Genomic DNA, 25,202 nt, shown 5'->3' on the forward strand with positions numbered 1-25,202 from the left:
GCGTTCTCCTCTTCGCGATGCCCGGCGATCCTAAATGATTTGACGCCGGTGAAAACCGCCACGCGGCGGCTTTGTCGCCGCATATGCGATTTTCCTAACAAAAAGCCGGGCTGAACCCGGCTTTTTTGAGATCATGGAGATGACAATTCGGTTATTTGGCGGGCGCCGGTGCCGGCGTCGCAGGGGCTGGAGCTGCACCTTCAGCCGGCTTGGCCGGAGCAGCACCCTCGGCCGGCTTGCCCGGCGCGGTTGCATCAGCGGCGGCACCTGGCGTCGGCAGCGGCTTTGGGCTGTCCGACAGCGTTCGCAGATAGGCGATGACGTTGGCGCGGTCCTCGTCCTTTGGCAGGCCGGCAAAGCCCATCGCCGTGCCCTTCACGAATTTCTTCGGCGAGGTGATGAAGTGGTTGAGGTTGTCATAGGTCCACTTCTCGGCGCCGCCCTTGGAAAACTCCTTCATGCCGGCCGAATAGGCAAAGCCCTCATGCTCGGCGACGGGGCGGTCGACGATGTCCCAGAGATCCGGGCCGACCTTGTTGGGGCCGCCTTTTTCGCCGGAATGGCAGGCCTGGCATTTCTTGAAGACGGCCGCACCTTGCTCGACATTGGCGGTGGCTAAAAGGTCGGCGATCGGCTTGGCCTCTGCCGCGGGGCCGGCGGCGCCGCCTTCGGCAGGCTCCGTCGCCTCGATGGCGAAGCCGGGCTTTTCCGGCGCCGGCGAGGCAAACAGGGCGTCGGACACCAAACCGACCGAGAAGACGACGAAACAGGTTCCAAGCAACCCGGCGAGCAGTTTGTTGACTTCGTTGGAATCCATACGCCCCAGGGCTCCCTTTTCCGGCGGACCTCTCCGTCCACTCCGTCCGTCGGTATCGTGACCCACCCCGTCGAGCCGGCCAAATCGGGCGGAAACTAGGTCTTTTGCTTGGGCGTTGCAACACCTATAAGGGCGCTTCCAGTGAGACCTTTTGCCACTTTCCCCATCCTCTTTCGAACGCGTTGCACCTCGATGTCCACGCTCATCCTGATCCCGGCCCGCATGGCCTCGACGCGCCTGCCGGGCAAGCCGCTGGCCGACATAGCCGGCGCGCCGATGATCGTCCATGTCGCCCGCCGCGCCGCTGAGGCTGGGCTTGGTCGGGTGGTGGTGGCAACCGACACGCGCAACGTGGCCGAAGCGGTGCGCGCGCACGGTTTCGAGGCGGTGATGACGCGCACCGACCATGAATCCGGCTCCGACCGTATCTTCGAGGCGCTGACCGCGCTCGACCCCGATCGCAAGGTCGAAACCATCGTCAATGTGCAGGGCGACCTGCCGACCATCGATCCCAAGATCATTGGTGCGGCGCTGAAACCGTTCGAGGACGCTGCGGTCGACATCGCCACGCTCGGCGTCGAGATCGTCCGCGACGAGGAAAAGGCCAACCCCAACGTCGTCAAGATCGTCGGTTCGCCGTTGTCGGCGACGCGGCTGAAGGCGCTCTATTTCACCCGCGCCACCGCGCCCTGGGGCGAGGGGCCGCTCTATCACCATGTCGGCCTCTACGCCTATCGGCGCTCAGCCCTCGAACGCTTCGTCGCGCTAAAACCGTCGCCGCTGGAACGGCGCGAGCGGCTGGAGCAGTTGCGGGCGGTGGAGGCCGGTATGCGCATCGATGCCGAGATCGTGCAATCGCTGCCGCTCGGCGTCGACACGCCGGAAGACCTCGAACGCGCCAGACAAATTCTTTGCTGAGAAGATAAATTCTTTCCTGACACCGCAGATCCTTTCAAACCTGAGATATCGGCATGCCTGACAAGACCAACAGAATAGCCTTCCAGGGCGAACCGGGCGCCAATTCCGACACCGCCAGCCGCAACATGTTCCCTTCGATGGAGCCGTTGCCGTGCCCCACCTTCGAGGATGCCTTCAACGCGGTCGAGACCAACAAGGCCGACCTCGCCATGATCCCGATCGAAAACACCATCGCCGGCCGCGTCGCCGACATCCATCATCTGTTGCCGGAATCGAAACTCCACATCGTCGGCGAATATTTCCTGCCGATCCATTTCCAACTGATGGTGCTGCCAGGCGTCAAACGCGAAGAGATCAAGACCGTGCACAGCCATATCCATGCGCTGGGACAGTGCCGCAAATACATCCGCAAGAATGGTTGGAAGCCGGTGATTGCCGGCGACACGGCGGGTTCGGCGAAGCTGGTTTCCGAGCTCAAGGACCGCACCATGGCCTCGCTGGCGCCTGCGCTCGCCGCAGAACTCTATGGCCTCGACATCATCGAGAAGAATGTCGAGGACACGGACTCGAATGTCACCCGCTTCGTCGTCCTGACCAAAGACAAGCGATTGGCCGAACGGCCCTCGGCCGACACCAAGATGATGACGACCTTCATGTTCCGTGTCCGCAACGTGCCGGCTGCGCTCTACAAGGCAATGGGCGGTTTCGCCACCAACGGCGTCAACATGACGAAGCTGGAGAGCTATCAACTGGGCGCTTTCACCGCGACGCTGTTCTACGCCGATATCGAGGGCCATCCCGACGATCCGCTGGTCAAGCTGGCGCTGGACGAACTGCGCTTCTTCTCGCGCGAAGTGCGCATTCTGGGCGTCTATCCCGCCAGTGAGTCGCGCGAGCAGTGGAAGGTCGCGGACTAAGGTTCCCCTAAACCAGCAGGGTCAGCGGCACGTAGTCGATTTCCATGAAGGTTTCGACTTCCGGGATCCAGCGGTCACGCACGAAGGCGACGTGGTCCGGGTGCTCATTGTATCTGGTGTAGGCGGCCTGATCGACGAACTCCATCGAGAAGCCGAAGTGATAGTCGTTCTTCGGGCTGACTTGCCGCAGCGGCTCGAAATGGGTGACGCCCTTGATTGCGCTGAGGATGCGCTTGGCATCGGAGAGGAACCGCTTTTCCTCCAGCGAGTACTGCGGGTGCTTCAGGGTGAAAACCACGGTGTGACGGATCATTTTTTGCTCCCGTTAAGTATTCCAGGAAAAGTGTGAAGCGGTTTTCCGTCCGGAATTGCGTAAAATAACAACTCTTATTCGCTGTCGACCCAGGCGCGGATCAGATGATGCGCGATCGCGCCTTTCGGCGGCGTGACCAGATTGTCCTTGTGCGTCCTCTCCAGCATGGAACGCACCTCGTCGCGAAAAAACCAGCGGCAATCTTCCAACTCGTTGAGATCGGCCTGGATGTCGTCATTGAGCGGTTCGCCGAAACAGCCGATCATCAGCGAATAGGGGAACGGCCAGGGTTGGCTGGCATGGTACACGACGCGGCCGAGCCGGATGCCGGCTTCCTCCAGCGTTTCGCGGCGCACCGCCGCCTCGATCGTCTCGCCCGGCTCGATGAAGCCGGCAAGCGCCGAGTACATGCCGGGCCCGAAATGTCGGCCGCGGCCGAGCAGGCATTTTTCCCGCGTCGCCGTCAGCATAATCGCCACCGGATCGGTGCGTGGAAAGTGCTCGGTGCCGCAATTTGGGCAATGGCGCTTGTAGCCGCCGGCCCGCATTTGCGATTCATGGCCGCATTTGCTGCAGAAGCGATGGGTGGCATGCCAGGCAAGCAGGGCGGCGCCTTGCGCCAGCGCGCCCGCTGCCGCCTCGTCGATCAGCCCCTGAATATAGACCGAGCGATAATCGATCGCCTTCATGGTCTCCGGTAGCTGTTCGGGATCGAGGCCGACCGGCACGGCAAGTACCGGGCCGCTCTCGGCAAAGCCAAGCAGCACGCCTTGTGCGAGTGATGGCTGCAGCTTCTGGCTCTCAGCCAGATCGAACCAAGGGTCGAAGCTGCCATCGTGCAACTTCAGATACAGCCGTCCGCCATGCATCGGCAAAAGACGTGCCGAGGGATCGGCCAACGCCTTTTCGACGGAATCGTCGGCGCGGTTCTCGGATTGCCGATCAATCGTGTTTCCGGCGAAGCCGACGAACTGGCTCGGTTCGCGCAAGGGCGCGTCAAAAAGGCGAAAGGTCATGGAAGCTCGAACGTCTAGGAATGGACACAGGCGGCGCTTATAGCGCCGCCTTGATCTGTTGCGCAAACTGGCGGATGCCTGAACGCTCATAGGGCTCGCGCATGCCGTGCCCCCACACCGGCCCCGGCCAGCCCGGATCGCCTTCCGAGCGGGCGATGACATGGACATGCAATTGCCGAACGATGTTGCCGAGCGCGCCGGTGTTGATCTTGGTGCAGCCCGTGGTTCTTTTCAGCGCCTGCGCCACCATGTTGGTTTCGAAGGTCAACATCGCCTGGTCGAGCGGCGTCATGTCGTGGATTTCTTCGGCCCCCGGCCGCTGCGGCACCAGGACCAGCCATGGCCAGCGGCTATCGTTCATCACCCTGAGCTCGCACAGGCCGAGCCACATCAGCTGCTCGCTATCCGCCTCCAGCCTGGAGTCGAGCGTGAATCCGGCCTTGAGGCCCGGTAGCATTGGCGTTTCCCTTGCGCTTCTCGCATATTCCCAAACTCATGACGCTAGAGCGGCTGCACGGGGGCTGCAAGCGATTCATTGAGCGGCGGAGTTCAAGGGCATCCGATTCTCAATGCACCCTTGCATTTGATCGCTGAATTGCCGATATGGAACGCGGGAGGTTGGTGGTGGACGATCCACTCGCCAACCGGGTCAGGTCCGGAAGGAAGCAGCCCTAACGAGCCCGGAACGGGTCATTGTTCCAGCCTCCCACCTCATCGGCCCCTCTCGCGACATTGACGACGCATTGCAGCGCGGGCGAGACTATTGGAGCAATTCCAGGGAAAGTGTGAGCGGTTTCCCGTCCGGAATTGCGTTAAAGCAAAGGGTAGAGCGGTTTGCCGTTTCAGAAAACGGTGAAACGATCTAGCAGGAATCGGCTACGCTGAGACGCGGCCTTTTGGAGCTTTACGGGCGAATGAGCGAAGCCGGAAATTCGGACCCCGAACACCTGGAGAAGCAAAAGGCCGTCGCCTATCGCGTGCTGGCGCGCAAATATCGTCCGTCGAATTTCTCCGAACTGATCGGCCAGGAGCCGATGGTCCGCACTTTGACCAACGCTTTCTCCACAGGCCGCATCGCCCAGGCCTGGATGCTGACCGGCGTGCGCGGCGTCGGTAAGACCACGACGGCGCGCATCCTGGCGCGGGCGCTCAACTACAAGACGCCGACGGTCGACCATCCCTCGGTCGACCTCGCCCTCCTGGGCGAGCACTGCCAGGCGATCATGGAAGGCCGCCATGTCGACGTTATCGAGATGGACGCCGCGTCGCATACCGGCATCGACGACATCAGGGACATTATCGAGCGCGTGCGCTATGCCCCGGTGTCGGCGCGCTACAAAGTCTACATCATCGACGAAGTGCACATGCTCTCCACCCAGGCCTTCAACGGCCTGTTGAAGACGCTGGAAGAGCCGCCGCCGCACGTCAAATTCATCTTTGCCACCACCGAAATCCGCAAAGTGCCGATCACCGTGCTGTCGCGCTGCCAGCGTTTCGACCTGAGACGCATCGATGCTGGCGCACTGGTCGCGCACCTCTCCTCGATTGCCGGCAAGGAAGGCATATCGGTCGACGACAACGCGCTGGCGATGATCGCGCGCGCCGCCGAAGGCTCGGCCCGCGATTCGCTCTCCATCCTCGACCAGGCGATCGCCCATGGCGGCGGCGCCGTCAGCGCCGAAGCGGTGCGCGCCATGCTGGGTCTCGCCGACCGCGCCCGCATCGTCGACCTGTTCGAACATGTCATGAAGGGCGATGTGGCGGCCGCCCTTGCCGAATTCCGCAACCAGTACGACACCGGCGCCGATCCGGCTGCCGTGCTGACCGATCTGGCCGAATTCAACCACCTCGTCACCCGGCTGCGCTTCGTGCCGACTGCTGCCGACGACGCTTCCCTGTCCGATGATGAGCGCCGCCGCGGCGCCGACTTCGCCAGCACGCTGTCGGTCAAGGTTCTGTCGCGAACCTGGCAGATGCTCTTGAAAGGCATTCCCGAGGTGCAGTCGTCCAACCGACCGGTCAGCGCCGGCGAGATGGTGCTGATCCGGCTGGCGCATGCCGCCGACCTGCCGACGCTGGACGAGGCGCTGAAATCTCTGGAGAGCGGCGCTCCGGCGTCCGGTGGTGCGTCACGCCCGAATGGTGCGCCGGTAAATGCCGGCAATGGCGGCGGCGCCAGCGCGGTAGCGCAGACCCGGGTGCCGTCCGGGCCAGCCGGTGCGCAAACCATGCGATTGGTCGACGCGCCCCCGGTCGCCTTTGTCGCGCCTCCGCAGCCGGTCGTCGAGCCGCAATCGCCGCCGCTGAAATCGCTGGCCGATATTGTCGCTCTTGCCGACGCGCAGCGTGACATCGCCTTCAAGGTGCTGGTCAAGAGCTGTATTCGCCTGGTGCGCATCGAGCCCGGCCGTATCGACGTCGGCCTGACCGCCGATGCGCCCAAGATGCTGCTCAACGACTTGACGACGAAGCTGCGCGCCTGGACCGGCCGCAACTGGCTGGTGTCATTGTCGAAGGAAGAGGGCGGCCAAACGCTGGCCGAGATGGAATCGACCAGGCGCGAGACTGCTTTCTCCGACGCGAAAAGCGATCCGGCTGTGGCCGCCATCCTGGCGCGCTTTCCCGGCGCCAAGATCATCGACGTGCGCATTCCCGACGCGCCGGAAGTCGACACCGACAAGGCCGAAGCGCCGGTCGAGCCCCCATCCGACGACGACGAAACCTGACCATAGCCACGAATCCGCAAAGGACCCGACCATGAAAGATCTTCTCGGCCTGATGGGCAAGGCGAAGGAAATGCAGGCCAAGTTCCAGGCCATGCAGGACGAGATCGCGACGATTGAAGCAAGCGGGCAGGCCGGCGGCGGCCTGGTCAGCGTCACGCTGACCGGCAAGTTCGAGATGAAGTCGCTGAAGATCGATCCCTCGCTGTTCAAGGAGGACGAGGTCGAGATTCTCGAAGACCTGCTGCTGGCCGCTCACAATGACGCCAAAAATAAGGTCGAGCAGATTATGCAGGAGAAGACCAAGGCGCTGACGGCAGGCTTGCCGATCCCGCCCGGAATGAAATTGCCGTTCTGAGCCGGCTCCAAGCAGTTAATTGATTATGAAGGGAAATCGGCTGCGGAGGCTGTCGTTAAGACTTTCTCCGGCTTTGCTCACGCGGACATATCCGGGCATTTATAAAGTTTTACCTATGCTGCACGAAAGCTAATCCTTTAGCCATCTTTTTGCCTTTAAGAGTCTCATTCTTGCCACATCTCGGGGCGGGCTGGCATCTGGACAATGAGGCATTTTTGTTGATCGCGACGCGATGGAAGACGCCGCTTCTGCTCGGCATCATCTTCTCCCCTATGTTCCTGGCCGGTTGCAGCCAGACCACGTCTTCGCACGGCCTGTCGGTCGCCAGCCTGACCGACGCCATCACGCCCAGCTTCCTTTCGACGCGCGCCTACCGCAACACGCCGAAGGAGAAGGAATGCCTGGAGCGGGCGATGTTCTTCGAGTCCAACCGCTCGAGCCGTGACGGCATGATCGCCGTCGGCACGGTGGTGATGAACCGGCTGCGCTCCGGCAATCATGGCAGCACCATTTGCCAAGTGGTTGGCGAACCGGGCCAGTTCGCGCCCGGCGTGATGACGCGGGCGATGAATTCGAAAGCGATGCCCGATGTCGAGGAGGCCGCCGATGCGGTGCTCAAGGGCGAGCGCAAGGCCAAGCTGAAGAACACGATGTACTTCCACACCGCCGGCCTGAGGTTCCCCTACAAGAACATGCATTACACCATGGTTGCCGGCGGCAACGCCTTCTACGAGAAGCGCGGTCGCAACTGGCAGCCGCTGCCGGATGAATCCACGACCATGGTTGCCTCGGCGCAGCCGCGCGCGCCTGTGCCTGAAGCGCCGTTGCAGGTTGCCTACGCCGAGCCGGTGGTGAAGACCATTGTCCGTCCAGATCCGGCCAAGCAGGCCGCGGCGGTTCGCGCAGCCAAGACGACACGTGCCCCGGCCGAGCAGACCTATGTGACGGCTTCCGCGGCGCCCGCCAAGAGCGCCCGCATCGCCGCCAAGCAGACGGAGGTGGCGATGCAGGAGCCGATGGCCGAGCCCGATGCCTCGCGTTTCGGCGGCACGCTGAACGCCCGCTACATCACCTCGGTTCCATCGGCAACGCAGGAAGCGTCGATGGGCTTCCAGTCAACGCCTGAGAATACCGACGCTATCGGCGCGATGATTATCGACCAGACCCGGCCAGCGTCAGCTTACTGACGCCTAAAACAGTTTCCGAGCCCGCCATGGCAGCATGGCGGGCTCGGTGCGTATGCGCATGTTTCAAAGCGCGCGGAAAAATCCTAGATCAGTGCGATGTCGAAGCGAATCGCCGGTCCCGAGATCGAACGCCTGATCCAACTCCTGGCCAAGGTGCCGGGGCTAGGGCCTCGTTCGGCCAGGCGTGCGGCACTGCACCTCATCAAGAAGAAGGAGCAGCTTTTGTCGCCGCTCGCCGCCGCCATGGCTGAAGCCGCCGACAAGGTGCGCATCTGCACGACCTGCGGCAACGTCGATACCTCCGACCCTTGCATGATCTGCACCGATCCGCGCCGCGATGCCTCGACGCTGATCGTCGTCGAGGATGTCTCCGACCTCTGGGCGCTGGAGCGGGCGGCGGCCATGAATGTGCGCTACCACGTGCTCGGCGGCACGCTGTCGCCGCTCGACGGCATCGGCCCCGACCAGCTCAATGTCCGCTCGCTGGTCGACCGCGTCGCCGGCGGCGAGGTGAAGGAGGTGATCCTCGCCGTCAACGCCACGGTCGAGGGCCAGACGACGGCGCATTATCTCACCGACCAGCTCTCGGGTTTCGAGATCAAGGTCACCAGGCTTGCGCATGGCGTGCCGGTCGGCGGCGAACTCGACTATCTGGATGAGGGGACGCTGGCGGCGGCCTTGCGCTCGCGGACGGCGTTTTGACGCAGTTGGCGGGCAGGATGTGCGACATGAAAGCTTCGCATTCTTCGAGGTTTGCGCCAAACACCCCCCTCTGTCCTGCCGGACATCTCCCCCTCAAGGGGGGAGATCAGCAGCTTCTCGGGCGGCATTCTTCTTTCAACGCTGGTGGTTGGCGAAAACCGAAGCGACAGCCAATCTCCCCCCTTGAGGGGGAGATGTCCGGCAGGACAGAGGGGGGCGCGACAGAACGCGGATCTTTTGGATTGGCGCTCGTTGCGCTTCTCGCATCCCTCGTTGCCCTGCTTTTTGTAGCCCCCGCCTCCGCCGCCAAAATCGACGACCAGTTCCGCGCCTGGCTGAAAACCGATCTCTGGCCGGAAGCCCAGACCAAAGGCATCTCCAAATCCACTTTCGACGCCGCTTTCGACGGCGTGAAGCCGAACCTCAAATTGCCCGACCTCGTCCTGCCCGGCGAGAAACCCAAAACCCCGCAAAAACAGCATCAGGCCGAGTTCGGTTCGCCCGGCGCCTATTTCGCCGAAAAGACGGTGCGCGCCGTCACGTCAGGTGGGCGCACGCGCGAGGCGGCCAACGCCAGGACGCTGGCTGCGATCGAAAAGCGCTACGGTGTCCCGGGCGAGATACTGTTGGCGATCTGGGGCCGCGAGACCGGTTTCGGCGCGGCGAAAATGCCCTACGACGCCTTCGAGGTTCTCGGCACCAAGGCGTTCATGTCGACCAAGAAGGACTTCTTCCGCACCGAGGTACTGGCGGCGCTCGAGATCGTCGAGCATGGGTTGGCGCCGGTCGGCGCCATGAAATCGTCCTGGGCCGGCGCGCTCGGCCAGCCGCAATTCATGCCGACCTCGTTCCTGAAGCACGCCGTCGACTACGACGGTGATGGGCACCCGGACATCTGGAATTCGACGCCGGACGTGCTGGCCTCGATCGCCAACTATCTCGTCCACTATGGCTGGGTGAAGGGGCGTGGCTGGGGTTTCGAGGTGACGGTTCCGGAAAGCGTTTCCTGCTCGCTCGAAGGTCCCGACCAAGGCAAGAAGATCTCAGCCTGGGCGGCGATGGGAATCAGCCGCGTCGGCGGCAAAGCCTTTCCGGCCAACGAACTGAAGGCGGAAGGGTTCCTTTTGATGCCGGCCGGACGCAGCGGTCCGGCCTTCATCGCCACGACAAATTTCTTCGTGCTGAAGCAATACAACACCAGCGACCTCTACGCCCTGTTCATCGGCCATGGCGCTGACCGCATCGCCCATGGCGATGCTGATTTCGTCGGCAGCTGGGGTGCGGTCGGCGGCCTGCATCGTTCCGACATCGCCGCGCTGCAACGGGCGCTGGAGGCCAAGGGCTACGATGTCGGCAGCGCCGACGGTCTGCCCGGCTTCAAGACCCGCCGCTCGATCGGCTCCTGGCAGGAAAAGAACGGCCGCCCCGCCACCTGCTTCCCCGACGCCGATCTGGTCGCTGCCATCAAGTAACACCGAAAAGAGCAGATTTTTCCCCATCGGCGGCTGCAATTGGCTCGCCCATGCTTCGACGCGCACAGCATATTCCGGTCCAGTATGCCGGCTCGCAAAAATGCCCGTTGCCGGTTGGAGGGCTGCCGGATAGGGTGTTGACCAACTGGAAAAAAATCAACACGGTATGGGGTCTAACGGTCGTCCTCCGGCCGCGAAAAAGATTACTGCAGCCCTGAGCCGGGAACTCGGGGTCAACAATCAACAAAACAGGGAACAATCATCATGATGATGGAAAAGTTTGCTCTACGTTCGCGCGTCTGGCTCGCAGGTGCTGCCATGTCCGCTCTGCTCATTGGCGTCGCGCCGGCCTTTGCCGTGACCCCCGCCGACACGCTGGTCGAAGGTTTTGCCATCGACGACATCATCTCCATGGATCCGGGCGAGGCGTTCGAACTGTCGACCGCCGAAGTCACCGGCAACACCTATGATCTGCTGGTCCGCCTCGACCTCAGCGACACCTCCAAGGTCAAGGGCGACCTTGCCGAGAGCTGGACCGTCTCCGACGACGGCCTGGTCTATACGTTCAAGCTCAAGCCCGGCCTAAAGTTCGCTTCGGGCAATCCACTGACGGCCGCCGATGTCGCCTATTCCTTCGAGCGCGCCATCAAGCTGGACAAGCCGCCGGCATTCATCATCAACCAGTTCGGCATCAGCGGCGACAATGTTGCCGACAAGGCCAAGGCCGTCGACGATACCACCTTCCAGTTCACCGTCGACAAGGCCTATGCGCCGAGCTTCGTGTTAAACTGCCTGTCGGCAACGGTCGCTTCGGTCGTCGACGCAAAGCTGGTCAAGGAACATGTCGCCGCGGTGACGCCGAGTGCCGACTACAAATGGGACAACGATTTCGGCAACGCCTTCCTGAAGACCGGTTATGCCGGCTCCGGCGCCTACAAGCTGCGCGAATGGCGGGCCAATGAGGTCGTCGTGCTGGAGCGCAACGACAATTACAATGGCGAGAAGGCCAAGCTCGCCCGCGTCATCTACCGCAACATGAAGGAAAGCTCGGCGCAGCGCCTGGCGCTCGAAGCAGGCGACATCGACGTTGCCCGCAACCTCGAGCCGAACGATCTCGACGCCATCGCCAAGAATGCCGATCTCACCACGACCAGCGCGCCGAAGGGCACGGTCTATTACATCAGTCTCAACCAGAAGAATCCGAACCTCGCCAAGCCCGAGGTTCGCCAGGCGTTCAAATATCTGGTCGACTACGATGCGCTGAGCACGACCATCCTCAAGGGCATTGGCGAGATTCACCAGACCTTCCTGCCCAAGGGCGTGCTGGGCGAACTGGACGAAAATCCGTTCAAGTTCGACGTCGCCAAGGCCAAGGAACTGCTGACCAAGGCCGGCCTGGCCGACGGCTTCAGCGTAACCATGGATGTACGCACGGGACAGCCGACCACCGGCATGGCGGAATCGATCCAGCAGACGCTTGGCCAGGCCGGCATCAAGCTGGAAATTATCCCCGGCGACGGCAAGCAGACGCTGACCAAATATCGCGCCCGCAATCATGACATCTATATCGGCCAGTGGGGCCAGGACTATTTCGATCCGAACTCCAACGCCCAGACCTTTGCCTCAAACCCGGACAATTCGGATGAAGGCAAGACCAAGACGCTGGCCTGGCGCAATGCCTGGGACATCCCGGACCTGACAAAGCAGACCGAAGCAGCCTTGCTGGAGAAGGATGCCGGCAAGCGCGCCGATATGTACAAGAGCCTTGAAAAGACGATCCTCGACACCAGCCCCTTCGTCATCATCCACCAGCAATTGGAAGTGGCAGGCCTGCGCAAAAACCTGAAAGGCTTTGCCCTCGGTCCGAGCTTCGACACCAACTTCGTCGGCCCGGTCTCCAAGGAATAGCGCCGGCGGACGCGCCCTGATGAGCGCGATTGAAAACCAGGCGACGGCGGGGCAGGGAAGCGCCCGCGCCGTCGCTATCTTGTTGGCGATCGGCCGCTTCCTGGTCATCGCCGTCACCACCTATCTCGGCCTGCTCGCGGTGACCTTTTTCATCGGCCGCGTCATCCCGATCGATCCGGTGCTGGCGGTGCTCGGCGACCGCGCACCGGCCAATGTCGTCGAGCGCACCCGCCGCGAGATGGGGCTCGATCTTCCGTTGATCGAGCAATTCTATATCTATCTCAAGCATGCGCTGAACGGTGATTTCGGCACCTCCGTGCTGACCACCAATCCTGTGATGACCGACATCCGCCGTGCCTTTCCGGCAACGATCGAACTGGCGACTTTGGGCACTCTGATAGGCTCGTTGATCGGCGTGCCGCTCGGCGTGCTGGCAGCGGTAAAACGCGGCAGTCTCATCGACCAGATCGTTCGCATTGTCGGCCTGATCGGCTATTCCGTGCCTATCTTCTGGATCGGGCTTTTGGGGCTTGTCCTGTTCTACGCCAAGCTCCAATGGGTGGCTTTTCCCGGCCGCCTCGACATCGTCTACGAGTACACATTCACACCGATCACCGGCTTCTACCTGCTCGACGCCGCGCTGCAGGGCCAGTGGGATGTCTTCTACGACGCTTACCGCCACATCATCCTGCCGGCAGGGCTGCTGGGCTATTTCTCGCTCGCCTATATCAGCCGAATGACGCGCTCCTTCATGCTGAATGAGCTGTCGCAGGAATACATCGTCGCCGCGCGCGCCAAGGGCCTGTCTGAAACGCGAATCATCTGGGGCCATGCGCTGCGCAACGCCGCGGTGCCGATGGTCACGGTGATCGCCCTGTCCTATGCCGGGCTGCTCGAAGGTTCGGTGCTGACCGAGACGGTGTTCTCCTGGCCCGGCATCGGCCTCTACATCACCAATTCGCTGCAGAACGCCGACATGAACGCCGTGCTCGGCGGCACCATCGTCATCGGTTCGGTGTTCATCGGCCTCAATCTCCTGTCCGATGTTCTCTACAAGGTGCTCGATCCGAGGACGAAGACAGGATGAGCGCCGAAGCAATCCAAACGCGCCGCGATTGGCTGCTCAGCGATCGGCCGGCCTCGCGCATGCAGGCAAGGCTCGGCCGCGCCTATGTCGCCTGGCGGCGCTTTTCCGCCAACCGGCTGGCGTTTCTCGGCCTGCTCATCATCATCGCGCTGCTGCTGGTCGCCGCCTTTGCCGATGTGCTGGCGCCCTATTCGCCGACCATCGGCGATCTCAAGAATGCCCGGCTTTTGGCGCCGAGTGCGGCGCATTGGTTCGGCACCGACGATCTCGGCCGCGATATCTATTCGCGCATTCTTTTCGGCTCGCGCTGGACCCTCTACGTCGTCATTCTTGTCGCCGTCATCGCAGCCCCCATCGGCCTTTTGGTCGGCACCGTCGCCGGCTATGCCGGCGGCTGGACCGATGCCATTCTGATGCGCATTACCGACATCTTCCTCGCCTTTCCCAAGCTGATCCTGGCACTGGCCTTTGTCGCCGCCCTTGGTCCCGGGATCGAAAACGCGGTGCTGGCCATCGCCATCACCTCGTGGCCGCCTTACGCGCGAATTGCGCGGGCCGAGACGATGACCGTGCGCAATTCGGATTACATCAAGGCGGTGCAATTGATGGGCGCCTCTCCGTTCCGCATCGTGCTGCGCCACATCATGCCGCTCTGCATCTCTTCGCTCATCATCCGGGTGACGCTCGATATGGCCGGCATCATCCTCACCGCCGCCGGCCTCGGCTTCCTCGGCCTGGGCGCCCAGCCGCCGCTGCCGGAATGGGGCACCATGATCGCGTCCGGCCGCCGCTTCGTGCTCGACCAATGGTGGGTGGCCGGCGCGCCGGGCTTCGCCATCCTCATCGTCAGCCTCGGCTTCAACCTGCTTGGCGACGGCCTGCGCGATGCGCTCGATCCCCGGAGTGGCGACCAATGAGTGGTGACCAATGAGCGGTGCACTTCTCGATGTCGACGACCTGCGCGTCACCTTCCCGACTCGGACCGGCCTCATCCAGGCGGTGCGCGGCGTCACTTTTTCGCTTGGCCGAGAGCGGCTGGGCATTGTCGGTGAAAGCGGCTCCGGCAAGTCGCAGACCGGCCGCGCCATCATGGGCCTGACGCCGCCGCAGGCTCTGGTGTCGGCCAAGAAGCTCGCCCTCGACGGCATCGACCTTCTGGCCATACCGGCCCGTCAGCGCCGGGCGCTGCGCGGCAAACGCATCGCCATGATCCTGCAGGATCCGAAATATTCGCTCGACCCTGTGATGAGCATCGGCCGCCAGATCGTCGAGACGCTGCGCACGCATGAAAAGGTCTCCAAGGCCGAAGCGCGCGAGCGGGCGCTGGCCATGCTGGAAGCTGTGCAGATCCGCGATCCCTCGCGTGTCTTCGACCTGCATCCGCACGAGGTGTCCGGCGGGATGGGCCAGCGCGCCATGATCGCAATGATGCTGATCGCCGGACCGGAACTGATGATCGCCGACGAGCCGACCTCGGCGCTCGACGTCACCGTGCAGCTCGATGTGCTCGGCATCCTCGACCGCTTGGTCAGTGAGCGCGGCATGGGCCTGATCTTCATCTCGCACGACCTGCGGCTGGTCGCCTCCTTCTGCGACCGCGTCATCGTCATGTATGCCGGCAAGGTGGTCGAGCAGCTCAAGGCGTCGGAGCTGCGCGACGCCCAGCATCCCTACACGCGCGGCCTGCTCAACTGCATGCCCAGGATCGGTTACGAACGCCACCCGCTGCCGGTGCTCGACCGCAAGCCGGAGTGGGCGGCATGACGCCAGCCATTTCGATTGAAGGGCTGGAGGTGGTGTTCGACCGTTTTCGCGCGCTGAAAGGCGCGAACCTCGAGGTGAAGTCCGGCGAATCCTTCGGCCTGGTCGGCGAGAGCGGTTCCGGCAAGTCGACGCTGCTCAAAGCCATTGCCGGCCTGGTGCCTGTCGCATCCGGTACTATCACGGTCAATGGCAAGACGCTGGGAGCGCGCCGCGACAAGGCTTTTTATCGCGAAGTGCAGATGGTCTTCCAGGACCCCTATGGTTCGCTGCACCCGCGTCAGACCGTCGACCGCCTGCTACAGGAACCGCTCGCCATTCACGGCTTTGCCGATGGCGAGCAACGCATCCAGCGCGCCCTCGACGAGGTCGGATTAGGCAACGGTTTCCGTTTCCGCTACGCGCACCAGCTCTCCGGCGGTCAGCGTCAGCGCGTGGCGATCGCGCGGGCGCTCATCCTCGAACCGTCGATCCTGCTGCTCGACGAACCAACCTCGGCGCTCGACGCTTCGGTGCAGGCGGAAGTGCTCAACCTGCTGGAAGAGGTTCGCCGTCGGCGCAAGCTGACCTTCCTGATGGTCAGCCACGACCTCGCCATCATCACCCATATGTGCGAGCGCCTAATGGTGATGCAGAACGGCGAAGCGGTGGAAAATCTCACCGCGAGCCAGCTGATCGGGCATCGCGTAGAGAAGGATTATACGCGCAATCTGTTGAGGGCGAGCGAGGGGTTTGTGCGGACCGCTTGAATCTGGGGTTTCCTATGGCGGAATGGACGTTCGAAGACCCACCCAATGTCGCGGTGTTGTCGGACAGAAGCATATTTAAACGTGGTGACTGGATCGCATACGTTGTGCACGAAGGTGATGACGACGATAACCACAACGATGAGGGTGGCAGTTGGCAATTTCATAGCAACGACAAGCAAAATCGAGATGAACCCGAGATAATGCTCGTCAGCCTCCAGAATGTGGTTCAGCGGGATGAGAGCATCCTGGAATTGGCCGATTTGCCAAAAGGCTGGCATGCTTGGCGCAGTTCAAAATTGTCGCCCTGGCAGCGCGCTAAATCACTCCCTGTACCCTCCAACGACAACGAGTGATGCAGGAGGGCTAAGTCGAGCTTTGCGCCAGTTCGCCGTTCTCTGGAACAGATGGTTCGTCCCCCTGCTTAGGCTCCTTGATCCTGAACCACGTCACATAAAGCGCCGGCAGGAACAGCAGCGTGATCGCCGGCGATGATGCCGCCCATCATGGCGTATGCCATCGGGCCCCAGAACACTTCGCGCGCGATCGGGATCAGCGCCAGGCTGGCGGCCGCGGCCGTCAGCGCGATCGGCCGCATGCGGTGCTCGGTCGCTTCGCTACGGCTTCCCAGCGGTCTTGGCCCTCGGCCACCAGATCCTCGATCTGCACTATCAGGATCATCGAGTTGCGGATCAGGATGCCGATCAGCGTCAGGACGCCCAGAATGGCGACGAAGCCGAGCGGTGCGCCGCTCGGCACCAGGGCCGCGACCACGCCGATCAGGCCGAGCGGCGCCACCGCCACGACCAGGAACAGGCGCTGAAAACTTTGCAACTGGATCATCAGGATGGTCGCCATCACGAACAGCATCAGCGGCACCACCGCTGCGATCGGTCCCTGGCTTTTGGCGCTTTCCTCGACCGAGCCGGCTGTTGCAACGGAATAGCCGGGCGGCAGTTTGGCGATGAAGGCGTCGACCGACGGCTTCAATTCGTTGACGACGGTGGCCGGCAGCACGTCGCCAACGAGGCCTGCGCGAACGGTGATCGTCGGGATGCGGTTGCGCCGCCACACCGTCGGCTGTTCGAGGTCGTAGCGGAAGTCGCCACTGCCGCGAGCGGGATCGCTTCGCCGTTCCCGGTGACGGGTGAGCTGTCACGGACTGCCCCGTACGTGTATCGGTCGGCTGGTTAAGACCGGTCTGTCGAAGTGGCCCGCATCGATGACAGGCCCAATCGCCCGGCGGCGGTGCCGACTTGAGGAAAACGTGAAATAAGGTCAGAAGAGGCCTTGGCATTCATCTAACGAGAACGGGCGTCGGCCCGATGAGGGACGAAATGAAGAACGCAGCCATTTCCGAGCGCAAGAACCAGTCGATCTCGCGCGGCGTCGGCATGACGACGCAGATCTATGCCGACCGCGCCGAGAATTCGGAGATCTGGGATGTAGAAGGCCGCCGATACATCGATTTCTCCTCCGGTATCGCCGTCGTCAACACTGGCCACCGCCATCCCAGGGTGATCGAGGCGGTCAAGGCACAGCTCGACCGCTTCACCCATACCTGCCACCAGGTCGTGCCCTATGAGAGCTATGTGCGGCTGGCCGAACGGCTGAACGGCATGCTGCCCGGCAAGTTCGAGAAGAAGACCATCTTCGTCACCACGGGCGCTGAAGCCGTCGAGAACGCCATCAAGATCGCCCGCAACGCCACTGGCCGCCAAGCCGTCATCGCCTTTGCCGGCGGCTTCCACGGCCGCACCTTCATGGGCATGGCGCTGACCGGCAAGGTCGTGCCCTACAAGGTCGGCTTCGGCGCCATGCCGGGCGACGTCTACCACGCGCCCTTCCCGGTGCCGCTGCATGGCGTGTCTACAGCCGATTCGCTGGCCGCACTCGACAAACTGTTCAAGGCCGATGTCGATCCGGCTCGCGTTGCCGCCATCATCATCGAGCCGGTCCAGGGCGAGGGCGGCTTCTACGACGCGCCGCGCGAATTCCTGACGGCGCTGCGCAAGCTCTGCGACCAGCACGGCATGCTGCTGATCGCCGATGAGGTGCAGACCGGCTTTGCCCGCACCGGCAAGATGTTCGCCATGGATCATCATGAGGTCGCGGCCGACATTACCACCATGGCGAAGAGCCTGGCCGGCGGCTTCCCGCTGGCGGCGGTCACCGGCCGCGCCGAGATCATGGATGCGCCCGGTCCTGGCGGGCTCGGCGGCACCTATGGCGGCAGCCCGATCGGTGTCGCCGCAGCACACGCCGTGCTCGACGTAATCGAGGACGAAAAGCTGTGCGACCGCGCCAATACGCTGGGCGCCCGGCTGAAACAGCGGCTGCAGTCGATCCGCGACGATGTGCCCGAGATTGTCGACATCAGGGGTCTCGGCTTCATGAACGCGGTCGAGTTCAACGACGTCAAGAAGGGCCTGCCGTCGGCCGAGATCGCCAATGCGATCCGGCTGAAGGCGCTCGACAAGGGGCTGATCCTGCTGACCTGCGGCGTCTACGGCAACGTCATCCGTTTCCTGGCTCCGATCACCATCCAGGACAATGTCATGAACGAGGCGCTCGACATTCTGGAAAGCTCGATCCGCGAAGTCTGCGCTGCCTAGCGCAAACCCTACCTCCCCCTTGTGGGGAGGTCGGACCGCAGGTCCGGGTGGGGGGCCTCGCGCCGACCCCAACCCCGCTGCTTCGTAGCGACCCTCCCCACAAGGGGGAGGGTAAGTGCGTCTAGCCCGCAGCCCGTGCCGGCTCATCCTGCTGGAACGCTGCCAGTGCAGCCTTCAGCCCGTCAGGTCCCTCAGCAATCGTCTGCGCCATCGGCGAAAACCCGGCCCCGAGCATCTTGCGGCCCAGCATATGGTCGCCCGGCCTGTTGACGGATTCGATGCCGAGCAGCCGGCTTCCAGCATAGTGGTAGATCGAGAACTTGTTCTCAGCGAGGTCGCCCAGCACGACATGGCTGTCGCCGCCCGAGGTCAGCCCGACCATCTGCAGTTTCATGTCGCCGATGTCAGACCAGAACCACGGCACCGCCGCATAGGCGTCCGTATGGCCGGTGATCGTGCGTGCGGCAAGCCGCGCCTGGTCGGTGGCGTTCTGCACCGATTCCAGCCGCACGTCGCCGCCGGTCGACCAGTGGCGGTAGGAAGCGGCGTCGCCGATGGCCAGAATATCAGGCACTGAGGTGCGCATCTGTTGGTCGACGCGGATGCCATTGGCGACAGTCAGTCCGGCAGCCTGCGCAAGTTCGACATTCGGCACGGCGCCGATGCCGACGATGACCATGCGCGCGGGCAGCCTTTCGCCGGTGGAGGTGATGGCGGCGCAGACATGGCCGTTTTCGCCTTCCAACCTGGCAATGGTGGTGCCGGTGAGGATACGCACGCCAATCGCCTCCAGCCGCTGGCGGACATGGCTCGCCACCACCGGCGCTACCGCCCGGCCAAGCAGCCGGTCGACGGCCTCGACCACGATGACGTTGCGGCCGGCGGCCCTCAGCGTTGCCGCGATCTCCAGCCCGATGAAGCCGCCGCCGAGGATGACCACGTCTTCGCTTTGGGCGCTGAGCTGGCGGATCAGCCGCGCATCGGCGATCGAGCGCAGCGACAGCACGCCCGAGAGGTCGGCGCCCGGCAGCGGCAGGAGCCGCGGCCGCGAACCGGTGGCCAGGATGAGCCGGTCGAACGGCAGCACGCCGCCGCCCGCTATGTCCAGCTTGCGGCCTGCCGTATCGATGCTGTCGATTCGGACGCCCGGCCTGAAGTCGATGGCGCTGCCGGTGTAAAAGGCCTCGCCGCGCAAGGGTTGCGGCTTGGCATCGGCGTCCTTGATGAAGGTCTTCGACAGCGGCGGCTTGTGATAGGGCAGATCGGTTTCGTCGCCGATCAGTATGACAGGCCCGTCATAGCCTTCCTCGCGCAGGCTGGCGGCCGCTTGCACGCCCGCATGACCCGCACCGACAATGACGACCCCGTTCTTCATCGCAACCCGAATTCCTGTTTCAAATCTGGAGCATGATGCCGAAAAGTGTGAAGCGGTTTTCGGACGACATCATGCTTTGATTGTGAGCCGTTCCGCCAGATGGCGATTGTCTGCCGCCGTCGCAAGAGCCCCGGTCCGGGTCGCACCCGGAACGGTCGCTTGTCAATCGCGGCGTCTCTCACCTTGGCTGCTGGCTACGATTTAAAGTTGATAGTGCTAGTTTAGAATAATTCTAAACTGTTGTTTCAATTGAATTTTCTAGGGTTCACCAGTTGACTTCCGGCCTCGCCATCGTTTTATGGAGGCTCGCGCGTCAGCGCATCCCTTTGATGTTTGGGCCTTGAACCCGTTCGATTGGAGGCATTTGGTGTCTTTCTCCCGTGAGCCGCAGAGCGGCGCGGCATCTGTGGTGTCCTACGGCATGCCTATGTCCCGGCACCGTTTGGCACGCGCGCCTTTTACCGAATCCCCTTTGAACTGGAGACTGATGATGACAGCGCGATATGGCGGCAGACTGGCTGCGATCGGTGCCACGGCTATGTTGACGGCGGCGGTTTTCATCCTGCCGGCCAAGGCGGCGGAGATCGATGCCAAGGCGGTCATCAAGACCTATTCCGACATCGCGCTGGCCAAGTACGAGGATTCGCTGACCACGGCGCAGGCGCTCGACAAGGCTGTCGACGCGCTGCTTGCCAACCCGTCGGCGGACACGCTGAATGCCGCCCGCGATGCCTGGAAGGCGTCGCGCGTGCCCTACCAGCAGACCGAGGTCTACCGCTTCGGCAACAAGATCGTCGACGACTGGGAAGGCAAGGTGAACTCCTGGCCGCTCGACGAAGGCCTGATCGACTACGTCGCCAAGAGCTACGGCACCGAGTCCGACGCCAACGCGCTCTACACCGCCAATGTCATCGCCAACAAGGACATCGAGATCGACGGCAAGAAGGTCGACGCCTCGAAGCTTTCGCCGGAGTTCCTCGCCGGCACGCTGCAGGAGGCCGGCGGCATCGAGGCCAATGTCGCCACCGGTTATCACGCCATCGAATTCCTGCTCTGGGGCCAGGATTTGCACGGCACCGGCCCGGGCGCCGGCGAGCGTCCGTACACCGACTACGACCTCAAGAACTGCACCGGCGGCAATTGCGATCGCCGGGCCGAGTATCTGAAGTCGGCCAGCGATCTTCTGGTCTCCGACCTGCAGGAGATGGTCGGCAACTGGAAGGAAGACGGCGCCGCCCGCAAGAACCTCGTCGATGGCCAGCCGAACACCGCTATCTCGGTGATCTTCAACGGCATGGGCTCGCTGTCCTACGGCGAACTGGCCGGGGAGCGCATGAAACTCGGCCTGCTGCTGCACGATCCCGAAGAGGAGCACGACTGCTTCTCGGATAATACCTACAACTCGCATCTCTATGACGCCATCGGCATCCGCGCCGCCTATCTCGCCAGCTACACGCGCATCGACGGCACCGTCGTTTCAGGCCCGTCGGTGCACGATATGGTCAAGGCGGCCGATCCGGCGATCGACAAGGAACTGTCCGACAAGCTCGATGTCTCGGTCGCCAAGATGGAGGCGATCAAGGCGCGGGAAGTGGCCGGCGAGGCCTACGACCAGCAGATCGCCGAGGGCAACACCGAAGGCAATGCTACCGTGCAGGCGGCAATCGACGCGCTGGTCGACCAGACCAAGTCGATCGAACGCGCCGTCGGCGCGCTGAACCTGAACAACATAGCCTTCGAGGGGTCCGACAGCCTCGACGCACCGGACAAGGTGTTCAAGTAGCACCCCAACCAACTACCAGCCAAACGGCGCGGAGGGGCGCCGTCAGCCAGAGCCAATCCATGCTGATCTGCCATTGCAACATCATCACCGAAAAGGAGATTGAGCAGACGATCGTCGATCTGCTGGATCAGGACCCCTGGCAACTGATCGTGCCGGCGAAGGTCTATCACACGATGCAAAAGCGCGGTCGCTGTTGCGGCTGCTTCCCAAATGTGGTCGAAACGATCATTCGGGTCACCGAAAATTACCACACCCGTTCGGAGGCGAGCGGCGTGGACATCGTTTCACACCTGGATCGCGTCAGAGGCCTGCGCGTCCAATATGGGAGCAGAATCCATGAAAGGCGAACCGCAGATCATCGAGCGGCTTAACGAGGCTCTGTTCCTGGAGCTTGGCGCCGTCAATCAATACTGGGTGCATTTCCGCCTGCTCGAAGATTGGGGATATGCCAAGCTGGCAAAGAAGGAACGCGCCGAATCGATCGAGGAGATGCACCATGCCGACCGGCTGGTGGCCCGTATCATCTTCCTCGAAGGGCATCCCAATTTGCAGTCCGTGGCGCCGTTGCGCATCGGCCAGAACGTCAAGGAAGTGCTCGAATCCGATCTCGCCGGCGAATATGACGCACGCACCGCCTACAAGCGTTCGCGCGAGATCTGCAACGAAGCCGGCGACTACGTGACGATGAAGCTGTTCGAGGAATTGCTGGCGGATGAGGAAGGTCACATCGACTTCCTCGAGACGCAGCTCGACCTCCTTGCCTCGATCGGCGAGGAAAAATACGGCCAGCTCAACGCCGCATCGGCGGACGAGGCGGAATAGGACCATGCAGGAATGCGGCGCCCCATAGATATTCTGCGCCGCTTGCGGCGGGCCGCCGGCCCGCTGCTCCTCAAAAACCCGCGATATCAGGCCTTTCGCGGGCTTTCGGTTGTAACCCTGGCGGCAATTTTGGCCCCGGCCCTGGCCGGATCGTCGGAACCGGTCGGCCTCGCCACGAGCCGCACCGACCTGACGCCGAAGGACCGGTCCCGCGTCCTTGCCGTTACCAGGCCAACCCAGGATTTCTCCAAGCCCGAATCCTTCGAAACGATGCAAGGCGGCGCCGGCACGTCGCGCAAGCAGGTCAACCGCGACGCCTTCTCGCAACCCTCTGAAAACATCACCTTCGAGGAACAGGGCAATTTCAAGCTCGGCAATGCGCTTTTCCGCAAGAACTGGGTGTCGTCGCCATCCTCGACCCAGGCCTCGGATGGTCTCGGACCGCTGTTCAACGAGCGCGCCTGCCAGAATTGCCATTTGAAGGATGGCCGCGGCCGACCGCCGGCCGCCGACCGCCGCACCACGTCGATGTTCCTGCGGCTGGCGCGCGATGCGAGCACGGCCGAGGAAAAAGCCGAGATTGCCGTGCACAAGGTGCTGAACTTCCCCGATCCGGTCTACGGCGCGCAGTTGCAGGAACTGGCGGTGCCCGGCCTCAAGGGCGAAGGCCGCATGTATGTCGATTATCGCGAGGAAAAGGTCACGCTCGGCGACGGTAGCATCGTTTCGCTGCGCAAGCCGAGCTATTCGCTCGACGGGCTTGGCTACGGCCCGCTTGACCCGCGCACCACGCTGTCGCCACGTCTGACCCCGCCCATGATCGGCCTTGGCCTGATCGAACAGATCGCGCCGGCCGACATCCTTGCCCATGCCGATCCCGACGACCGCGACGGCATTTCCGGCAAGCCCAACATGGTGCGTGACCTCAGCAGCGGGCAACTGACGCTTGGCCGCTTCGGTTGGAAGGCGCAGACCGCATCGATCCGCCAGCAGGCGGCGGACGCCTTTGCCGGCGATATCGGCATTTCGACGCCGGAAGAGCCCAGCCACTGGGGCGATTGCACCGCAGCCGAAGAGGCCTGCTTAGCCATGCCCAATGGCGTGCAGAAGCGGCTCGGCCCGGTCGAGGCGCCACCACCGGTGATGGACCTCGTCACCTTCTATTCACAGAACCTTGCGGTGCCGGCGCGGCGCGATGTCGGCGCACCCGCCGTGCTCGCCGGCAAGAAGCTGTTCTACGAGATGGGCTGCATTGCCTGCCATACGCCGAAATTCGTCACCATGCGCGGGAACAAGGCGCAGGCGTTCCAACTGATCTGGCCCTATTCCGACTTTCTGCTGCACGACATGGGGCCTGGCCTTGCCGACGGCCAGGCGGTGGGCGATGCCACGGGCAGTGAATGGCGCACCCCGCCGCTATGGGGCATCGGCCTGACAAAGACCGTCAACGGCAACGCTTTCTTCCTGCATGACGGGCGTGCGCGCACGCTTACCGAAGCGATCCTGTGGCATGGCGGCGAGGGGCAGAAGGCGCGCGATCGCTTTGCCGCCGCCAATACGGCCGACCGCGATGCTCTCATCAAATTCCTGGAGTCATTCTGATGCTCAAGCGGGTTTTGCCTGTTCTACTCCTCCCATTGGCTCTGTTCGGTGCGTCCCCGGCATCGGCCTCGGTGAAAGCCTCCGATGTCATTCAAAGAGCGATCGACGGATTTGTCCGCCCCGCCTATGCCAGCCTGCATGGCCATGCCGGCACCTTGGCGAAGGCCATGGACGCGCTCTGCCAGGCGCCGTCGCAGGGCAACCTCGATGCCGCGCATGCCGGATTCTCGGCCACGGTCGCAGCCTGGTCGTCGGCTGAAATCATCGGCTTCGGGCCAATCAAGGAGAACAACCGGCTGGAGCGCATGCTCTACTGGCCGGACCGAAAGAGCATCGGCCTGAAGCAGGTGCAGGCGGCGCTGGCCGGCAAGGATCCGACCGCCACCGATCCGGCGCAGCTGGCGGGCAAGAGTGTCGCGATGCAGGGATTAGGGGCGCTTGAGTTCGTGCTTTACGGCGACGGCGCCGAGACGCTCGTCGGCAAGGACGAGCCCTATCGCTGCGCCTATGGCGCGGCAGTCGCCAAGAACATCGAGACCATGGCGGCCGATGTCGACGCGGCCTGGAAAAAACCGGACGGTTTTGCAGCCTCGTGGGCTAATCCCGGACCCGACAATGCGCTTTACCGCGACGGCACCGAAGCGGTGACCGAACTGGTCGGCGTCTTCATCAACGAGCTGGAAATGGTCCGCGACGTGCGCCTCAAAGGTTTTTTCGGCGCCAAGCCGGAGGCTGACAAGCCAAGGCAAGCGATCTACTGGCGGTCGCAAAACACCGGCCTGTCATTAGCCGGCAACCTCTCCGGCATTGATGCGCTGTTCCAGGCCTCGAAGCTCGGCGACGCGCTGCCCGAGGATAGCAGATGGATGGCGGAATCCATCCATATCCAGCTCATCAATGGCGTTGCCACTGCCAAATCCATCCAGGGTCGGATCGACAAGACGCTGGCCGATCCCGCGGAGCGCGGAAAACTCGAACATTTCGCGCTGATCACCTCCAGCCTGTCGGGCTTGATCGGCACCCGGCTAACCGCCGAGTTCGGCCTGACCGCCGGCTTTTCGTCACTGGACGGGGACTGAC

Annotated in this window: 24 protein-coding genes, 1 other RNA gene and 1 pseudogene; 20 read left to right on the forward strand and 6 right to left on the reverse strand. The window is 62.9% G+C overall.

Going from position 1 to position 25,202, the window contains the following annotated elements; translation table 11 throughout:
• Positions 1 to 151 precede the first annotated feature (151 nt).
• A complete protein-coding gene (locus tag ACYG97_RS27185) occupies positions 152 to 817 on the reverse strand; it encodes a c-type cytochrome (protein ID WP_023688767.1) in 666 nt (221 codons plus the stop codon).
• 192 nt (positions 818 to 1,009) lie between these two features.
• On the opposite strand from ACYG97_RS27185, the gene ACYG97_RS27190 reads away from it, so the two are divergent.
• Both ACYG97_RS27190 and ACYG97_RS27195 read left to right on the forward strand, forming a co-directional pair.
• A complete protein-coding gene (locus tag ACYG97_RS27190) occupies positions 1,010 to 1,735 on the forward strand; it encodes a 3-deoxy-manno-octulosonate cytidylyltransferase (RefSeq protein ID WP_023712584.1) in 726 nt (241 codons plus the stop codon).
• 53 nt (positions 1,736 to 1,788) lie between these two features.
• Positions 1,789 to 2,652, forward strand: coding sequence for a prephenate dehydratase (locus tag ACYG97_RS27195; RefSeq protein WP_023682034.1), 864 nt, complete (start codon positions 1,789 to 1,791; stop codon positions 2,650 to 2,652).
• Between the two features lie 7 nt (positions 2,653 to 2,659).
• On the opposite strand, the gene ACYG97_RS27200 is transcribed toward ACYG97_RS27195, so the two are convergent.
• The 3 genes from ACYG97_RS27200 to ACYG97_RS27210 form a co-directional block, all read right to left on the reverse strand.
• Positions 2,660 to 2,965 (reverse strand): Dabb family protein, encoded by a 306-nt coding sequence (locus ACYG97_RS27200; protein WP_023669515.1) that lies wholly within the window; start codon positions 2,963 to 2,965, stop codon positions 2,660 to 2,662.
• A gap of 74 nt (positions 2,966 to 3,039) precedes the next feature.
• A complete protein-coding gene (gene nudC / locus ACYG97_RS27205; RefSeq protein WP_023732459.1) occupies positions 3,040 to 3,981 on the reverse strand; it encodes an NAD(+) diphosphatase in 942 nt (313 codons plus the stop codon).
• A 37-nt stretch (positions 3,982 to 4,018) separates the two neighbouring features.
• Positions 4,019 to 4,438 carry an HIT domain-containing protein gene (locus ACYG97_RS27210; RefSeq protein ID WP_023682032.1) on the reverse strand — a complete coding sequence of 140 codons (420 nt, stop codon included), beginning with the start codon at positions 4,436 to 4,438 and terminating at the stop codon, positions 4,019 to 4,021.
• A 156-nt stretch (positions 4,439 to 4,594) separates the two neighbouring features.
• On the opposite strand from ACYG97_RS27210, the gene ffs reads away from it, so the two are divergent.
• The 12 genes from ffs (at position 4,595) to ACYG97_RS27270 (ending at position 16,281) form a co-directional block, all read left to right on the forward strand.
• An RNA gene (ffs, locus tag ACYG97_RS27215) (signal recognition particle sRNA small type) lies at positions 4,595 to 4,691 on the forward strand.
• Between the two features lie 204 nt (positions 4,692 to 4,895).
• Positions 4,896 to 6,707, forward strand: a complete 1,812-nt coding sequence (locus tag ACYG97_RS27220; protein WP_023732458.1) for a DNA polymerase III subunit gamma/tau — start codon at positions 4,896 to 4,898, stop codon at positions 6,705 to 6,707.
• Positions 6,708 to 6,738: 31 nt separating this feature from the next.
• Positions 6,739 to 7,062: a YbaB/EbfC family nucleoid-associated protein gene (locus tag ACYG97_RS27225; protein WP_023730911.1), complete on the forward strand. Its 324-nt coding sequence runs from the start codon at positions 6,739 to 6,741 to the stop codon at positions 7,060 to 7,062.
• A 218-nt stretch (positions 7,063 to 7,280) separates the two neighbouring features.
• Complete coding sequence (locus ACYG97_RS27230; protein ID WP_023732457.1) at positions 7,281 to 8,249, forward strand: cell wall hydrolase; 969 nt, start codon at positions 7,281 to 7,283, stop codon at positions 8,247 to 8,249.
• Between the two features lie 96 nt (positions 8,250 to 8,345).
• Positions 8,346 to 8,951 (forward strand): recombination mediator RecR, encoded by a 606-nt coding sequence (recR, locus tag ACYG97_RS27235; protein ID WP_023696745.1) that lies wholly within the window; start codon positions 8,346 to 8,348, stop codon positions 8,949 to 8,951.
• A gap of 194 nt (positions 8,952 to 9,145) precedes the next feature.
• Positions 9,146 to 10,423 carry a lytic murein transglycosylase gene (locus ACYG97_RS27240; protein ID WP_023732456.1) on the forward strand — a complete coding sequence of 426 codons (1,278 nt, stop codon included), beginning with the start codon at positions 9,146 to 9,148 and terminating at the stop codon, positions 10,421 to 10,423.
• A 264-nt stretch (positions 10,424 to 10,687) separates the two neighbouring features.
• Complete coding sequence (locus ACYG97_RS27245) at positions 10,688 to 12,331, forward strand: ABC transporter substrate-binding protein (RefSeq protein ID WP_023725785.1); 1,644 nt, start codon at positions 10,688 to 10,690, stop codon at positions 12,329 to 12,331.
• A 19-nt stretch (positions 12,332 to 12,350) separates the two neighbouring features.
• Positions 12,351 to 13,418, forward strand: a complete 1,068-nt coding sequence (locus tag ACYG97_RS27250; protein WP_023732455.1) for an ABC transporter permease — start codon at positions 12,351 to 12,353, stop codon at positions 13,416 to 13,418.
• Positions 13,415 to 14,335 carry a nickel transporter permease gene (gene nikC, locus ACYG97_RS27255; protein ID WP_023682024.1) on the forward strand — a complete coding sequence of 307 codons (921 nt, stop codon included), beginning with the start codon at positions 13,415 to 13,417 and terminating at the stop codon, positions 14,333 to 14,335. The genes ACYG97_RS27250 and nikC overlap by 4 nt, the downstream gene beginning before the upstream one ends.
• A 10-nt stretch (positions 14,336 to 14,345) precedes the next feature.
• Complete coding sequence (locus ACYG97_RS27260; protein ID WP_023682023.1) at positions 14,346 to 15,182, forward strand: ABC transporter ATP-binding protein; 837 nt, start codon at positions 14,346 to 14,348, stop codon at positions 15,180 to 15,182.
• Positions 15,179 to 15,928, forward strand: a complete 750-nt coding sequence (locus ACYG97_RS27265; RefSeq protein WP_023682022.1) for an ABC transporter ATP-binding protein — start codon at positions 15,179 to 15,181, stop codon at positions 15,926 to 15,928. Before ACYG97_RS27260 ends, ACYG97_RS27265 begins: the two co-directional genes overlap by 4 nt.
• A 14-nt stretch (positions 15,929 to 15,942) precedes the next feature.
• The gene (locus ACYG97_RS27270) at positions 15,943 to 16,281 is read left to right on the forward strand and encodes a hypothetical protein (protein ID WP_023732454.1); all 339 of its coding nucleotides are present in this window, start codon (positions 15,943 to 15,945) and stop codon (positions 16,279 to 16,281) included.
• Positions 16,282 to 16,291: 10 nt separating this feature from the next.
• Here ACYG97_RS27270 and ACYG97_RS27275 read toward each other — a convergent pair.
• Positions 16,292 to 17,067 (reverse strand): annotated as a pseudogene (locus tag ACYG97_RS27275) (efflux RND transporter permease subunit); the annotation flags it as partial.
• Positions 17,068 to 17,262: 195 nt separating this feature from the next.
• Here ACYG97_RS27275 and ACYG97_RS27280 point away from each other — a divergent pair.
• Positions 17,263 to 18,540 (forward strand): 4-aminobutyrate--2-oxoglutarate transaminase, encoded by a 1,278-nt coding sequence (locus tag ACYG97_RS27280; RefSeq protein WP_023669533.1) that lies wholly within the window; start codon positions 17,263 to 17,265, stop codon positions 18,538 to 18,540.
• A 121-nt stretch (positions 18,541 to 18,661) separates the two neighbouring features.
• On the opposite strand, the gene ACYG97_RS27285 is transcribed toward ACYG97_RS27280, so the two are convergent.
• Positions 18,662 to 19,915, reverse strand: a complete 1,254-nt coding sequence (locus ACYG97_RS27285) for an NAD(P)/FAD-dependent oxidoreductase (RefSeq protein WP_023732451.1) — start codon at positions 19,913 to 19,915, stop codon at positions 18,662 to 18,664.
• A gap of 490 nt (positions 19,916 to 20,405) precedes the next feature.
• Here ACYG97_RS27285 and ACYG97_RS27290 point away from each other — a divergent pair, with 490 nt between their 5' ends.
• The 5 genes from ACYG97_RS27290 to ACYG97_RS27310 are packed head-to-tail and all read left to right on the forward strand — an operon-like array spanning position 20,406 to position 25,201.
• On the forward strand, positions 20,406 to 21,698 hold the full coding sequence (locus ACYG97_RS27290; protein WP_023692591.1) for an imelysin family protein: 1,293 nt from the start codon (positions 20,406 to 20,408) through the stop codon (positions 21,696 to 21,698).
• A gap of 59 nt (positions 21,699 to 21,757) precedes the next feature.
• A complete protein-coding gene (locus tag ACYG97_RS27295) occupies positions 21,758 to 22,069 on the forward strand; it encodes a (2Fe-2S)-binding protein (RefSeq protein WP_023669536.1) in 312 nt (103 codons plus the stop codon).
• Positions 22,035 to 22,520 (forward strand): bacterioferritin, encoded by a 486-nt coding sequence (bfr, locus tag ACYG97_RS27300; RefSeq protein ID WP_023669537.1) that lies wholly within the window; start codon positions 22,035 to 22,037, stop codon positions 22,518 to 22,520. Before ACYG97_RS27295 ends, bfr begins: the two co-directional genes overlap by 35 nt.
• A gap of 12 nt (positions 22,521 to 22,532) precedes the next feature.
• Positions 22,533 to 24,122 carry a di-heme oxidoreductase family protein gene (locus ACYG97_RS27305; protein WP_023732450.1) on the forward strand — a complete coding sequence of 530 codons (1,590 nt, stop codon included), beginning with the start codon at positions 22,533 to 22,535 and terminating at the stop codon, positions 24,120 to 24,122.
• Positions 24,122 to 25,201 carry an imelysin family protein gene (locus tag ACYG97_RS27310; RefSeq protein WP_023732449.1) on the forward strand — a complete coding sequence of 360 codons (1,080 nt, stop codon included), beginning with the start codon at positions 24,122 to 24,124 and terminating at the stop codon, positions 25,199 to 25,201. The genes ACYG97_RS27305 and ACYG97_RS27310 overlap by 1 nt, the downstream gene beginning before the upstream one ends.
• Position 25,202 lies beyond the last annotated feature (1 nt).

Source organism: Mesorhizobium sp. W067 (assembly GCF_054719525.1).

Excerpts from the sequence above, each read along its gene's own strand:
- ACYG97_RS27200 (WP_023669515.1), bottom strand. The coding sequence starts at position 2,965 with ATGATCCGTCACACCGTGGTTTTCACCCTGAAGCACCCGCAGTACTCG.
- ACYG97_RS27240 (WP_023732456.1), top strand. The coding sequence starts at position 9,146 with ATGTCCGGCAGGACAGAGGGGGGCGCGACAGAACGCGGATCTTTTGGA.
- ACYG97_RS27290 (WP_023692591.1), top strand. The coding sequence starts at position 20,406 with ATGACAGCGCGATATGGCGGCAGACTGGCTGCGATCGGTGCCACGGCT.
- ACYG97_RS27265 (WP_023682022.1), top strand. The coding sequence starts at position 15,179 with ATGACGCCAGCCATTTCGATTGAAGGGCTGGAGGTGGTGTTCGACCGT.
- ACYG97_RS27195 (WP_023682034.1), top strand. The coding sequence starts at position 1,789 with ATGCCTGACAAGACCAACAGAATAGCCTTCCAGGGCGAACCGGGCGCC.
- recR (WP_023696745.1), top strand. The coding sequence starts at position 8,346 with ATGTCGAAGCGAATCGCCGGTCCCGAGATCGAACGCCTGATCCAACTC.
- bfr (WP_023669537.1), top strand. The coding sequence starts at position 22,035 with ATGAAAGGCGAACCGCAGATCATCGAGCGGCTTAACGAGGCTCTGTTC.
- ACYG97_RS27295 (WP_023669536.1), top strand. The coding sequence starts at position 21,758 with ATGCTGATCTGCCATTGCAACATCATCACCGAAAAGGAGATTGAGCAG.
- ACYG97_RS27245 (WP_023725785.1), top strand. The coding sequence starts at position 10,688 with ATGATGATGGAAAAGTTTGCTCTACGTTCGCGCGTCTGGCTCGCAGGT.
- ACYG97_RS27280 (WP_023669533.1), top strand. The coding sequence starts at position 17,263 with ATGAAGAACGCAGCCATTTCCGAGCGCAAGAACCAGTCGATCTCGCGC.
- ACYG97_RS27185 (WP_023688767.1), bottom strand. The coding sequence starts at position 817 with ATGGATTCCAACGAAGTCAACAAACTGCTCGCCGGGTTGCTTGGAACC.
- ACYG97_RS27260 (WP_023682023.1), top strand. The coding sequence starts at position 14,346 with ATGAGCGGTGCACTTCTCGATGTCGACGACCTGCGCGTCACCTTCCCG.
- ACYG97_RS27225 (WP_023730911.1), top strand. The coding sequence starts at position 6,739 with ATGAAAGATCTTCTCGGCCTGATGGGCAAGGCGAAGGAAATGCAGGCC.
- ACYG97_RS27190 (WP_023712584.1), top strand. The coding sequence starts at position 1,010 with ATGTCCACGCTCATCCTGATCCCGGCCCGCATGGCCTCGACGCGCCTG.
- ACYG97_RS27250 (WP_023732455.1), top strand. The coding sequence starts at position 12,351 with ATGAGCGCGATTGAAAACCAGGCGACGGCGGGGCAGGGAAGCGCCCGC.
- nudC (WP_023732459.1), bottom strand. The coding sequence starts at position 3,981 with ATGACCTTTCGCCTTTTTGACGCGCCCTTGCGCGAACCGAGCCAGTTC.
- ACYG97_RS27305 (WP_023732450.1), top strand. The coding sequence starts at position 22,533 with ATGCGGCGCCCCATAGATATTCTGCGCCGCTTGCGGCGGGCCGCCGGC.
- ACYG97_RS27270 (WP_023732454.1), top strand. The coding sequence starts at position 15,943 with ATGGCGGAATGGACGTTCGAAGACCCACCCAATGTCGCGGTGTTGTCG.
- ACYG97_RS27210 (WP_023682032.1), bottom strand. The coding sequence starts at position 4,438 with ATGCTACCGGGCCTCAAGGCCGGATTCACGCTCGACTCCAGGCTGGAG.
- nikC (WP_023682024.1), top strand. The coding sequence starts at position 13,415 with ATGAGCGCCGAAGCAATCCAAACGCGCCGCGATTGGCTGCTCAGCGAT.
- ACYG97_RS27310 (WP_023732449.1), top strand. The coding sequence starts at position 24,122 with ATGCTCAAGCGGGTTTTGCCTGTTCTACTCCTCCCATTGGCTCTGTTC.
- ACYG97_RS27285 (WP_023732451.1), bottom strand. The coding sequence starts at position 19,915 with ATGAAGAACGGGGTCGTCATTGTCGGTGCGGGTCATGCGGGCGTGCAA.
- ACYG97_RS27220 (WP_023732458.1), top strand. The coding sequence starts at position 4,896 with ATGAGCGAAGCCGGAAATTCGGACCCCGAACACCTGGAGAAGCAAAAG.